This is a genomic window from Verrucomicrobiia bacterium, from assembly GCA_036268055.1.
In the GTDB taxonomy this organism is placed as follows: Bacteria; Verrucomicrobiota; Verrucomicrobiia; order Limisphaerales; family Pedosphaeraceae; genus DATAUW01.
The window spans coordinates 49,336-62,218 of record DATAUW010000004.1; the positions used below are offsets into that span (position 1 = coordinate 49,336).

At 56.2% G+C, this 12,883-nt stretch carries 9 protein-coding genes; 4 read left to right on the forward strand and 5 right to left on the reverse strand.

Annotated elements, in window-relative coordinates:
- Positions 1-8 precede the first annotated feature (8 nt).
- The 3 genes from VH413_01865 to VH413_01875 all read left to right on the forward strand — a co-directional run bounded on the left by VH413_01865 (position 9) and on the right by VH413_01875 (position 1,996).
- Entirely contained in the window at positions 9-758 is a 750-nt protein-coding gene (locus VH413_01865) for a succinate dehydrogenase/fumarate reductase iron-sulfur subunit (protein ID HEX3797420.1), read from the forward strand.
- A 99-nt stretch (positions 759-857) separates the two neighbouring features.
- Positions 858-1,340 (forward strand): type II secretion system protein, encoded by a 483-nt coding sequence (locus tag VH413_01870; protein HEX3797421.1) that lies wholly within the window; start codon positions 858-860, stop codon positions 1,338-1,340.
- Between the two features lie 278 nt (positions 1,341-1,618).
- A complete protein-coding gene (locus VH413_01875; protein HEX3797422.1) occupies positions 1,619-1,996 on the forward strand; it encodes a prepilin-type N-terminal cleavage/methylation domain-containing protein in 378 nt (125 codons plus the stop codon).
- A 200-nt stretch (positions 1,997-2,196) separates the two neighbouring features.
- Here the strand turns inward: VH413_01875 and VH413_01880 are convergent, their stop codons facing one another.
- Genes VH413_01880 through VH413_01890 form a run of 3 tightly spaced genes read right to left on the reverse strand, consistent with a single transcriptional unit; the run spans position 2,197 to position 9,718 of the window.
- The gene (locus tag VH413_01880; GenBank protein ID HEX3797423.1) at positions 2,197-3,489 is read right to left on the reverse strand and encodes an NHL repeat-containing protein; all 1,293 of its coding nucleotides are present in this window, start codon (positions 3,487-3,489) and stop codon (positions 2,197-2,199) included.
- 5 nt (positions 3,490-3,494) lie between these two features.
- Positions 3,495-7,295, reverse strand: a complete 3,801-nt coding sequence (locus VH413_01885; GenBank protein ID HEX3797424.1) for a hypothetical protein — start codon at positions 7,293-7,295, stop codon at positions 3,495-3,497.
- Positions 7,296-7,351: 56 nt separating this feature from the next.
- A complete protein-coding gene (locus tag VH413_01890; protein HEX3797425.1) occupies positions 7,352-9,718 on the reverse strand; it encodes a hypothetical protein in 2,367 nt (788 codons plus the stop codon).
- A gap of 308 nt (positions 9,719-10,026) precedes the next feature.
- On the opposite strand from VH413_01890, the gene VH413_01895 reads away from it, so the two are divergent.
- A complete protein-coding gene (locus VH413_01895; protein ID HEX3797426.1) occupies positions 10,027-10,395 on the forward strand; it encodes a CoA-binding protein in 369 nt (122 codons plus the stop codon).
- Here the strand turns inward: VH413_01895 and VH413_01900 are convergent, their stop codons facing one another.
- Both VH413_01900 and VH413_01905 read right to left on the reverse strand, forming a co-directional pair.
- Positions 10,396-11,631 carry a hypothetical protein gene (locus VH413_01900; protein ID HEX3797427.1) on the reverse strand — a complete coding sequence of 412 codons (1,236 nt, stop codon included), beginning with the start codon at positions 11,629-11,631 and terminating at the stop codon, positions 10,396-10,398.
- Between the two features lie 259 nt (positions 11,632-11,890).
- Positions 11,891-12,856 (reverse strand): tyrosine recombinase, encoded by a 966-nt coding sequence (locus tag VH413_01905; protein ID HEX3797428.1) that lies wholly within the window; start codon positions 12,854-12,856, stop codon positions 11,891-11,893.
- Between the last annotated feature and the right edge of the window lie 27 nt (positions 12,857-12,883).

A 12,883-nucleotide genomic window follows, 5' to 3' on the forward strand; every position in this document is an offset into this window, starting at 1 on the left:
CCGCAATTATGAATTTAACTTTGAAAATCTGGCGGCAGAAGGATGCGCAGGATGCGGGCCGGATCGAGACCTACGAGGCGAAGGACATCATCCCCGACATGTCGTTCCTCGAAATGCTCGACGTGGTGAACGAGGGCTTGATCGCGCGCGGCGAAGAGCCGATTGCGTTTGACTCGGATTGCCGCGAAGGCATTTGTGGGACGTGCTCGCTGGTCATCAATGGCAAGGCGCACGGCGGACAGGAAGGCACGACGGCTTGCCAGTTGCACATGCGCCGGTTCAAAGACGGCGATACCATCACCGTCGAGCCGTGGCGCGCGCGGGCGTTTCCGGTGTTGAAAGATTTGGTTACTGACCGCAGCGCGTTTGATCGCATCATCCAGGCAGGTGGTTTTGTTTCCGTGAATACCGGCGGCACACCGGACGCCAATGCGCTTCCCGTCGGCAAGGTCGAAAGCGACCGCGCGATGGATGCCGCCCAATGCATCGGTTGTGGCGCGTGCGTGGCTGCCTGCAAGAATGCTTCAGCGATGCTGTTCGTCTCCGCCAAAGTTTCGCATCTGAGTTTGTTGCCGCAAGGGCAAGTTGAGAAAGACCAGCGCGTCGCGAACATGGTCAAGCAAATGGATGTCGAGGGTTTTGGTAATTGCACCGTCACCGGTTCGTGCGAGGCGGTTTGTCCAAAGGAAATCAGCCTCAGTTTTATTGCCAAAATGAATCGCGATTACAGCGTGGCCCTGCTCAAGGGCACGAAGTAATTAAGCGGCAAGGGTTTTGGCGTCGCCGACGGCAGTCATTTTTCACGATTGTATTTCTTTTTTCGCTGCAACTTGTTTCCCACTTTGGTGTTATATTCAGTGGACTGGCCCAGCCAGATCACGCCGTGGCGGGCGCGGACAATATTGAACACGGAAAAACCCGTCCGCCGCCTCGTTCGCGCCACGGCAATGAAAGAACGCAACATGAAGATTAAATTGTCCCGCGCCGCTGGCTTTACGCTCGTCGAAATCATGATCGTCGTGGCCATCATCGGCCTGCTCGCCACCATCGCCATTCCCAACTTCGTCCGCGCCCGCCTCAAGGCCCAGCAAAGCGCGTGCATCAATAACCTGCGCCAGATTGACGGTGCGAAACAAACCTGGGCGCTCGAGAATCGCGCTTCCCAAGCCACCGTTCCGACTATCGCAAACATCCAGCCCTATCTTGGCCGCGGCACTCAGGGAACCGCCCCCACCTGCCCTGCCGATCCCGCGAACACCTTCGCGACGAGCTACAGCCTGAACGATCTTCAGACCGCGCCGACCTGCCTGATTTCGCCGACAGACCATCACCTCGACTAGTTAAAAAAATTTTGCCGGGCCGTGCCATATTTTTGGACACTGTCCACGAGTTCGGGACAATGCAGGGGTAAAATTGTTGGGGCTTCACGCGTACCTACACTACTGCTGGTGTTTTCTGCGGATTTTTTTCGCGTCCGAGTGTCTTAGTGTATGGCATTCGGTTTGCTCAAGAGGAGTCGCGGTCGGCAATGGGCAATTTGTGAACGACCTTATGCAATAAATAATAACAATAACCAGCCCTTGCCACGTTCACGCCGCGCGAAAAAAAAGTAAATCGTATGAAACTCAACCGCTCCAGCAAGAAGGGCTTCACCCTTATCGAAATCATGATCGTTGTCGCCATCATCGGCCTTTTGGCTGCGATCGCCATCCCTAACTTCGTGCACGCCCGCACGACCGCGCAGGCCAATGCTTGCATCAACAACCTCCGCCAGATTGACGGCGCGAAGCAGGAATGGGCTTTGGAAAACAAAGCGTCTGCTACCTCCACCCCGGCTGACAGCAACATCCAGCCTTATATGGGCCGTGGCGCTGGCGGATCGCTCCCGACCTGCCCGCTCGACTCGCAGAACACCTTCGACACGAGCTATACTGTCGGCAACCTCTCGACCGCTCCCCTCTGCAAAATCTCCACGACCAACCACGTGTTGAACTAAGAGATTTGATCTGATTCATAAAGGGCCCGGGAAATTTTTCCCGGGCCTTTTCCTTTGTACGCGGGAGATGAATTTCCATCCATGCTTGTGACATTTTTGCGGGTGAAGTTTATCCTTCTTCTATAGTGGCGCTCTATGACCGCCTTGCTCGTGCAAAAAAACGGCGCTCATAAAGCGCCGCTACAGTTGAGCACTTTAAACTACTGAACCAACTTGACCCGGTATGAGCGTTGCGCGGAGGCGGTGGAAGAATCGGTAAACGAACCAAGAGCGCCGGTCACAGTCACTGGCGAACCCAGGTTTTGCCAAGCGTTGCCGGTCGAGGCATCGCGAAATTGCACCTGGTAAGTATCGCCGGAAACGGCTTGCCAGTTGATGACGAAACCAGAGGCGTTTTGCGTGAGCGTGACGGGAATGGGACTATAGACGAAGCGGATGATCTCGTTGTAGGTATCGGAAATGCGCAGGTTGCCATTATGATCAATAACGACGCCGTACGGATTAAAGAAACGCGCGCCGCTGCCGAGACCGTTGGCCGAACCTCCCGCACCGCCCAAACCCGCGACCGTCGTGACCACGCCTGCCGGGGAAATTTCTCGGATCGTGTGATAGAACGAATCCACCACGAATAAATTATTATTGCGGTCCATCCGCAATTCCGCCGGTTTGCCGAAACGCGCCGCGCTGCCCGTTCCATCAGCCGTGCCATCCATGCCAGCCATTCCCGCGAAAGTCGTGACTACGCCATCGGAAGTGATTTTACGGATCGTATGATTCGCGGAATCCGAAACAAAAAGATTCGCGCTCGCATCGAAAGCCAAACCAACTGGGCCATTGAAAAGAGCATTGGTTCCGGCGCCGTCCGCCGTGCCCCAGACTTGCGCCATGCCTGCGAAGGTCGTGACTGCACCCGCCGAAGTCACTTTGCGGATGAGATGATTGCCGCTGTCGGCGACATAAATCGTGCCGCTCGCATCCAGGGCGATGCCCAGCGGCGAACTGAACCGCGCGAGCGAACCAACATTATTGGTCGCGCCCACTTCACCCGCCAAACCGGCGATGGTCGTCACCGCGCCGCTGGTTGAGATCGCGCGAATCGTATTGTTGCCGGTATCGGTGACATACAAAACGCCGTTCGCGGCAATCGCGATTCCCGATGGGCCGTTGAAAAGAGCGTTTGTGCCGACGCCATCCGCGCTGCCCATTTGACCGGCGCGGCCCGCAATGGTGGTGACCTGCCCGGCGGCGGAAAGTTTGCGGATGGTATTGTTCTGATTATCGGTGATGTAAATATTCCCGCTGGCATCCATCGCCAAGCCGGTTGGATCACCAAAAAGCGCGCTGGCAGCCGGACCGTCCACGCTGCCGCTGGTGAGCACGGAACCCGCCAGCGTTGTCACCGCTTCCTGCGCCGATGACTTCGATGCCATCACGAGGCTCGCCGCGCACAACCCGAACGCGAAGTTCCGGGCGCGAAAAATATGCGGCCTCACCGGCATTATTGCCCCCTCCGCACTAACCGGTCGCGAGCCGCCACTTTGACCGGGGCGGTGTCTTCGGGATCGGGTGATTTGAAGTCGAGCGGATTGCCCAGGGCCGAGCCGTCGCGCCCTTCCAGCTTGCCGTCTTTCGTCACGACATCCTCGACTTCGTAAAGCTCGCCGTTATCGCGCGAACCACTGTCGGGATTCAGGTTGGGATAATGTTTATAGAACGATTCCATTTCATCAATGTGGAATGGCCGCGCGCCGCGCCGTCCGAACACCACCGTCTGGTCGCCGGTTTCATCCACCACGCGATCGCGATCGAGGCCACGAGAAACCGCCACGGCGGGTCCGCGGGTTGGATAGGTTGCGATCAATTTCGGATTTGGCGTGGGGCTGAAACCCATGTAGCCCGGCACGTTTTCCGGTGAAATCATTTGCAGCACGCGCAAGCCGTTTTTGCCATCGGCCACGAGCGCATACATCGAGGCATTGATGGAACCGATCTGCACGGAACGCGTGTCATTCAACGCGCCATTGGCATTATACATCTGGAAAAGCTTGGGTTCCTCAGGCTTCTCGATGTCCACGATGGCCAGGCCTTCGGGACCGTTCGCCACGTAAGCGTAAGTGCGCGCGAGATAGAAGCGCTGGGCATGCGCGAGCGGAACCACGGCGCCCGGGACGAACTTCGGCTGCGTGGGTTCGGTGATGTCAATGGTCTTGAGGCCGTCGTCATCGGTGACGAACGCATAGCGGAATTGCACGCCGACCTGTTTCGGATTCTTGAAGCCGAGCAATTCGCCAACGAGCTTTGGCTTCGCCGGCTCATTCACGTCCACGATTTCCAATCCGCGCGCGCAAGTGATGTAAACCAAATGACCGGCGATGAAACAATGCGTCGCGCCGGCGAGTTTGTTATCGGGATTGAAGACGATGTCTTTTTTCAGGAAATTATTTTCAGGATTGCCATCCACGAGTGTCGCCACATTCACCATCACCAAACCTTCTTCGCGGTCGGTGATGTAAACGTAAGCGTAAAGGAAATGGATGGGCTGTTCCTGATTTTCCGGCAGGCGTTTGCGGGCCGGGTCGAGCGCAAGCGTCGAGGGCACGGCTACGGACGTGGCAAATTTCGTATGCACATAAGTGCGCTGGCCCAGCGGGGAAACCGGCGACGTGGTCATGCGCTCCGAGAAGCCTTTTTGATCAATGTTCGCCACGTCGAATACGCGGAAACCGTCCGCGCCATTGGCCGTGTAGAGATATTCGCCGCGCAAGGTCAGATCGAGAATATCTTCGCCGTCGTGATGATGGGCGTCCTGCAATATCTCGTGCTTGTCTTCGTGTTTCTGGTAATTGTCGGGATACGCGAGCTTTTGGAGATGGCTGCCGATAGCCGCCTGCGGTTCGTCCTGCTCGGTCCAAATCACCGCGTCCAAGCCGTGTTTGCCCTCGCCCACATAAGCATAACGGCCAAAGAAATTCACCGTGCCCGTGCCGAAGCCGAGCAACTGAGTCATGATCGCATTGTTGTCTTTCTCCTTGGACAAATGACAGTCGGTGCAATTCTTTGTTGTGCCGACGCTACTGGTCGTGTGCGGGAAGTGCGGGTTCACGGCCTGGCCGCTGTAGCCTTCCGCCGAAATGGTTTGCTGCTGGGAATACACCCATTCGCGGTTTGAATTTTGCGAACTCACCACGACTGCACTCGACGAGCGCAGCACCGCGAGACGGTTGCTCTTCACCGTGCCATCGAGGCCAAGCATGAACACGTCGTCACGAATGACCTGCGGATTGTAGGTCGTATAATTGCGCGTGGTTAATCCTTCGTATTTGTTGAGTGCGACGTGCTGGTTCGCGCGCATCGGCAAGTGGCAGCCGAAACAGGAAGTTGCCCATGAGGTATGGCAAATCTGGCAGGAGATGTTCGAGTTATCGTGCGCGAGATTGCGTTTGCACTCGGCTTCGCTTGCTGGAACGGCGCCCCAACTTTTGCCGTCGCGCTGCATGGTTTTTGCGTACCGGGATTTTGCGTTGTAATGCGAGGACGTCGGGTCAATCGTGTCCATCGTCTGCGGAATTTCCCAGCGCACATCCGGGCTCATGCTGGAGCGTTGATAAAGCTTTTTGCCTTCCCACACGAAGCGCGGGCCCCAGGCGGTGGAACTGGTGTTCAACAAATCAAACGCGCCGCCGTTGCCTGACGTGGTCAGCGTGGGCCGCTGGTTGATCGTGCCGTGGCAATCAATACATTCGATGGTCGTGGCCGCGCGCGGCTCGCCGTAGAGCTTGCCATTGCCGTGAACGTCGTTGAGGAAATGACAGTCGGCACATTGCATGCCGTTGGCCAGATGCACGTCCTTCAAGTGAACCGCTTTTGCGAACTTATGGTCGTCGTCATGCGGAATGACGTTGTCATTCAAATCGAGCAGATTGCCTTTGCGATCTTTCTTGAACACGGCGCGGAAAACCCAGCCGTGGCCGTGATAATCCGCGAACTGGGTTTCCTTCAACTTGGGATTCAGTTCGGAAACTTTTTCGAGGAAGTCGAGATTACCCCAATTTCCGCGGGCGGCGGCGGCTTCCGGGTTCTCGCGCAAGGAAGTGGCGATCTCCGATTCCGTCGGATTCTTCTGCTTCTTGGGATACATGAATTCGCCGTCGGATTCCTGGTCCCACCAGGTGTAGCCGAGATACGGATTCACGAAGAGATTTCCCTGATGCATGTGGCAGGTCATACATTGGCTGCTGGGAATGGCACGGGTGAATTGATGCTTGATAGGATGCCCACGCTCATTTTTCGGGATCATCTGGTCTTCGGTGAAGCTCAAGCCCTGGTTGCCATACTTGCTGTAATAGCCCGATTGCGTCGGCGAACGGTCATTGGCGTAAATTACATGGCAGGCCGAGCAACCGCTGGAACGATAATCGCCCGGATGATTATTCGAGCCCATGAAACCGAGCAGCGGATCGTGCAAGCGCGTTTTGACCAAGCCGAGATAAACGGGGTCGGTGCGGATCAGCGTGCCGAGGCCGCGCTCGGACAAACGGTGGTCCGGCTTGCCCGGCATTTCGTCAACCGTCGGGATGCCGAGCGTCAGCTGCTTCTCGCCGCCCTTCTCGAAGATGCGCAAAATATTTCCCGGCTGGCTCACTTCAAAATGCGGCAGCGGATCGAGGTAAGGCAACACGCCATGCTTCAAGGTTTCTTCCGGCGTGGGCACATAAGGATTCACCAATCGCAGCGGCACACCATCGAGACCATAGGCCTGGCCGTACTGGTAATTCTTGTAAGGCGATCCACCATTATTATATAACGCCGCGCCCCAGAGCATTGCGCCATGGTTCATCATGCTATGCCAGACGTGATCCACCGATTCCTTGTGGCACAGGCCGCAGGCTTTTTCCGCGACGCGCAAATCACCGGGATTGACGAATTGAATGAACTCGGCGGATTCGTGATTGAGGAGAACGGAAGACTCGTTGGGATTGGCCGAGCTTTCCCAAAAAATCGGATTGCGCGGCGCGACGTGCGCCTTGCGTTCGGTCAGGCCGGGCGTTGGATTGCCGCCATGACAATCCGTGCAGCCAAGGATGACATTCGGGCTGGCGTGCATGGAATGTTCATCCACGCCTTTATGACATTCGAGGCAACCCGCGCTCTTCAAGTGCGCTTCGGCGCGCGTCTGGTCAATCCAATTATGCGGCTTGTCTTCGCCCGGCGCGGGAAGATCGTGCGGAACGGAAATCGGCGGGCCAAACGGTTCTTCCTCGGCGCGGGCCGCACCCAAGGCGAGGAAAAATACTGCCAAAAAGACCGGCAGCGTCCGATACCACTTTGTCTGATGTGAAGTCATCGGTTTGTCCGTTAATAAGTAAATGTGACTGCTAGAATTCCGCTGTAAAGAAAATCATCCGCGTGGCCCGCGTTCTCCGGAGGATTGTAGCCCGGCACCGGCGTGGTCACGGTGCGGTAAATGTCCTTGTATCCCGCGCCCGGAATCAAAGTTCCAAAGCCCGCCGAGATGATGATGTTGTCCGTCAGCAACGGGCGGTATTGCAAACCCACGCTCAAGTCCCAGCCGACTTCGTGCGCGACGGTATCGGTCAGCAGCGCTTCCTTGATCGGATCGGTTTCCATGAAGCGGATATAATTCACGTTGAAAAATGTCCGCAGTTTTGGAGTGATGTCCATTTCCGTCCCGAGGCTCAACATGAGCACGCCGGGATTCACGAAGTTCGCCTGCCCCTGGGTCTTGCTCGAACGGATGTCGGGCACAAGGCTGTTCGGCTGCTTCAAATTCACCGCCGTGCCGCCGAGGTTGAATCCCTGCCGCACCCAATAACTGAACGGGCCGCCGGTGAAATTGGGATTGTCCATCACCGTATCGAAACCCGTCGCCGTGCCGCCGGAGGTATTGTGATCGCCCGACGCGTAAAAGACCGAACTCTTGTAACGGATCCAATCGCGGTCGTAGGAAAGTTCCACCGCGGCCATCTGGGCATTGATGTTCACGGGATGGCCGGCGAGTTGATTGAAATCGTCGTGACCGAGCGCCTGATAAAATTGATGGCTGATATTGAAACGCCCGATATGTCCGTCGCCCGCCCAGCCGAGATAATACGCGTGAAGGCTGTGCTGCTGAATCGTGCCGATCGGCTCGGGACGAACGAGGTTGCCGTTCTCGTCGTAATGCGTCGGACCGTTGTCGAAGTTCGCGAGGATGCTGCCCTGCGCGGTGTAACCGTGCCAGATGAAATCCTGGCGATAAACATTCGCGAGCAAGATCCGCTGGTCGCGCGAGTTGAACGTGTTCAAGCCGGAGTCGGTGTCCTTCTCGCGCATGTCGAACGCGGCGACATTATACTGGTAATGATTGTTGTCCCAGTTGCCGAAAATGCGCGCGCCGGTATTGATGTCGTTGAACAGGAACCCGCGAAAATCGTTGTTGAAAACCTGGTTGCCGAAGCGCGACGCGATGAAATCGTAATTATCCGAAAGGTCGCTGATGTGGTATTCGAAAAACGCCTCCTGCAACGACAAAAATTCCTTCGTGCGCTGGGTGGAACTGGTTCCCGTCTGGTTCACCGGGCCGGTGCTGAGCTGGCCGTTGAGAAAACCGGGAATCTGGCTCGGGTTCGTGATGCCGATATTGCTCGGCGGCGGAACATTGTGGTTCGGCCCCACGCCGCGCGGGTCGGCGGCGACCACGCCGGTCTCGTTCGCCTGGATATAATTGATGTTATAAACCGGCTGAAGATGGATAAGCCAATGAACCGGTTGAAACGCCGTGTCGCCCTTGAAAATATCAATCGAGAACGAAAAATTATTGATGACCGAAATCTCCTCACTCTGGCCGAAGACTTCCGCTGAACCGGCGCGCGAGGCATCCAAACCGCTTGGCGTCGGCACGCGGCGGCCTTCAAAATCCGTTTCCGTCTCCGCCGTCAGATCGAGAAAAATATCCTGGCCGATGATCGGCGAGTCGCCCTTCAAAAGACTTTGCTGATATGGATGCCACAGCATCGTCGCCGGCGCTTCGTAGGGAGTTTCGGTATCGCCGCTGGTGTAGCGCTGCCAGGGCGCGAAACCGACCCGCCAGCGATTTGGCTCCGGCACGGTGTTCGTCGGAAAACCCATGCCCTTCGCACTCAATTCATATTGGGGATACTCATATTTTTTGTTAATGGGCGCATTCTCAAATGTATTCGTACGCGGAAGTTTGTATTCGCCTTCCAGTGGATCAAAACCGTATGGCACGCCGTTGGTGGGCGAAGGTATTTCAATGTCCCGGCGCATCAAGGGCGAGCGCGGCAGGGCAAAACGCGGGTCTATTGGCTGGCCGTTGTAGTCGGGCAGCAATTGGATTTCGTTGGTATAAAAAGGACGCTGTGCCGCTGGAGCTACATTCACGGCGCCGGGGTCCGGATTGAATTGCGCAGGCGGCAAAACATGGCTGGGCGAATTGGTACGCACCATGCGCGGGTGCAAATCCTGGGGAATATCCGTCGGCACCGGTTGATCGTAAGGCGGCACACCGGAGTCCGGCGTGAAACCGACGGGGGATTGCGGGGGATTACCCTTAAACTCCCGGCGGTAACGGTTGGTGGATAGCGTCAGAGCCGAATCGTTCACTGCCCGAATGGCATTTTCTGGAACTGCGTTGGTGGAAACATTCGGCGAGTCCGCCGCAATCGTGGAAACAACTCCTCCCAAAGTGAATGCTATAACCAAGGGAACCGTGAATTTTGTCCATGCCGCTCCAGTAAACTGGTGTGGCAACGTAGCACCCGCGATGCCCGACAGAGAATTCACTTTGTTTATTTATGGACAAGAGTATGTTATACTTGCAAGAACCAAGTTTATGTACTCATGTCGCCGACTTCCACACCGCCGCGCCATCCGTTCCAAAACCACATAGAAGTCTTCGATTAAGAATCCCGTTTGGATGCATCAAAAACATTTTCCCGGCTTCCGAGCTTTTGCAAAAGTTTACAGGCGCGAGAACTTGCATCCTATCCGTTCCCGCCGATAATTCCCTTATGAAAAGTGTGGCAATCATTGGAGCATCCAGCGACCAGAATAAGTTTGGCAACAAGGCCGTCCGCGCCTTCCAGCAGCAAGGTTATGCGGTCTATCCCGTGAATCCCAAGGAAGCCGAAATCGAAGGTTTGCCCGCTTTTAAAAGTATTCGCGAAGTGCCGGTGCGGCCCGAGATGATCAGCGTTTATTTGCCGCCCGCGATTTTGCTCAAGGTTCTGCCGGACATTGCGGCGAAAGGTTGCGACGAACTTTGGCTGAATCCCGGCACCGAATCGGACGAAGTGCTGGCCGAGGCCGAACGGCTGGGATTGAAGGTCATCCAGGCTTGCAGCATTGTGGCGGTGGGGGTTTCGCCGTCGGGGCTTTGATCACGCGCGGCGGGCTTCGCGGACGGCCATGCCGTTGACCACTTCCCGCCAAATGTGCCGCGCTAATTCTTCGGGCGATTCCTCTGCGGAAATCTTCGTGTAATACCGCTGGTCGGCCGCCAAGCGCAACAGCCCGCGTTCCTGCCGTTCCCATTCGTCCTTCGCCGAACCCGGATGCCGCTGCTGCGATAGCCGCACGGGCGTCAGCAATATAAATGTCTGGTCCGGTCGCGGCAAAAGTCGCCGCAGAAATCGCGCAAATCCCTTCTCGCCCTTAGTACCCGCCTGCTCCGCGTTGATTAATAATTCATCAAAGCTGCCTTCGCACACCACAAAATGACTGCTGATTCGCGCCGGCACGACCTGCCACCACGCCGCCAGATAATTTAGAAAATAGAAAAATGCTTTCAGCGGATTGGCGATGGCATTCTGTGGTGACTGATCGCCGCGCGGACGGAAGTGCAACGGTTGATAGCGGAAACATGGTTGCAATAATTCCTCCAACCGCGCGACTAAGCTTTTTCTCGCAGCGTCATCCAATCCGAGAATCGCCACGCTCACACCCGTTGGATTCATCACGCGTTTGAGCACGCGTTTCGCTTCCCGAAACAGCAATGCCGCGCCGAATTTTTTGCGCGTATACATGATCGGCCCCAGCGGACGCCACTCGTCCGGCGGACAGTCGAACCATTGCTCCACGGTCTTGCCGGTGTTGCCGAACAAGTCAGTGAAATTTTTTTCCGCGCCCAGTTTGTCCTGCGACCAGAGTTGCTTGAGCCGTGGAAGATATTGCGCGGGCGAACGGTTCTTCGCGTCGTACATTTTCGCCACCACGTACGCGAATTCACCCGCCGGTGAAGGCACAAAGAAGCCTCGATATTTTACCCGGTTCGTGAGCAGAACCGTTTCGGGAACAAAATAACGACGCACGCGCGCGTAGGCGGAACAGGCATCAAGCCGTAAATTTTGCGTGGGGTCCTCCAGATTGACGACCACGCTGTAATATGCGAACACGCCGTGTTGCAAAGTCTGGACCAGCGCCCAGCCATTTTTTTCCGCCAGGTCGGCGAGGATCAGATGCAGGCCCGGCAGGTGTTCCTGCGGCACGGAGTAATCAATGTCCGACGCGATTTTCTCAGGATATTCCTGATAGGAATGAATGATGACACAAGGAATTCCGCGCCGCTCAAGCTCGCTGAAGTAAAGTTGGAAGAATTCTTTATAATTGCAGGCCATGTTAATAATGCTGCCTGCCCTCGCCACCGCTGCTGGCATCGAAATCAACTAGAATAAAACTTCATCGCTAATGCAAGGCTAGACTCTCCACCGGACCGCGGGTCTATGACCCGCAGCAACGCATGAAAAGATTGCCGCTTGCGAGCGGACTATCATTTTAAAAATCAAATGGCTTTTCTATGATGCATAAGTCTGAGCCGTTGGCCGCTTGACCTTATGAACCTTGCTGCGGGTCGCAGACCCGCGGTCCATTAAAAAATCAACCGCGCGGATGATATTTTTTATGCACCTCGCGCAATCGGCTGGTGGCGACGTGCGTGTAAATTTCCGTGGTGCTGATGCTCGCGTGCCCGAGCAATTCCTGAATGACGCGCAAATCCGCGCCGTGCTCCAGCAGATGCGTGGCGAAGCTGTGCCGCAACATGTGGGGCGTGACGTTGCGCTCGATGCCTGCGAACTTCACCGATTTTTTTATCCGCAGCCACATCGTGCTCGCGGCGAAGGGCGTGCCGCGATGTGTCAAAAACAAATTCGCCGGCGAACGCGCTGTCACCAGTTTTGGCCGACCCAGCGCGAGGTAGCGGCCAATCGCCGCGATGGCTTGCCGTCCCAGCGGCACGACGCGTTCCTTGTTTCCCTTACCGATGATGTTGATGAACCCGGCGTCGAGATGCAGTTGTTCGAGGCGCGCATTGCGCAATTCGGCGAGGCGCAGTCCGCTGGCGTAAGCGAGTTCGAGAATGGCGCGATCACAAAGCGCTGGTGGAGTCTCGACGGTTCCGCTGGCAGGCGGTTGAAGCAGGCGCGTGATCTCGGCGTTCGAGAGCGCCTTGGGCAGGCGTTTCCAGCGGCGCGGGAGTGAAAGATTTTCCGCGGCATTCACCGGCAGCAACTTTTCATTTTCAGCGAAGCGATAAAACGCGCGCAACGCCGCGATCTCCAAATAAATACTGCTTGAACTTAATCGCCGCGCGCTGTCCTTCTCGTCCTTGATAAGCGTGCGTTCGCGTTCCTCGGTGAGAAATGACATCAGGTGTGAAAGTTCGATATTTTTCCAATCGAAAATTTTTTGCGCCGCAGCCCACGCGATGAAGTGATGCAAAACGGCGGCGTAAGTTTTTTGGGTGTTCTCCGATTGCCCGCGCTCATGCCGCAGAAATTGTAAAAAATCTTCCACCAGGTTTTGCACGGTGGCGAGTGTACGCCCCGGGAAGGGATGGAGCAAATTTTTACCGCGGAGACGCGGAGGCGC

Coding starts and splice junctions, on each gene's coding strand:
- VH413_01865 (HEX3797420.1), top strand. CDS start 9: ATGAATTTAACTTTGAAAATCTGGCGGCAGAAGGATGCGCAGGATGCG.
- VH413_01875 (HEX3797422.1), top strand. CDS start 1,619: ATGAAACTCAACCGCTCCAGCAAGAAGGGCTTCACCCTTATCGAAATC.
- VH413_01895 (HEX3797426.1), top strand. CDS start 10,027: ATGAAAAGTGTGGCAATCATTGGAGCATCCAGCGACCAGAATAAGTTT.
- VH413_01900 (HEX3797427.1), bottom strand. CDS start 11,631: ATGGCCTGCAATTATAAAGAATTCTTCCAACTTTACTTCAGCGAGCTT.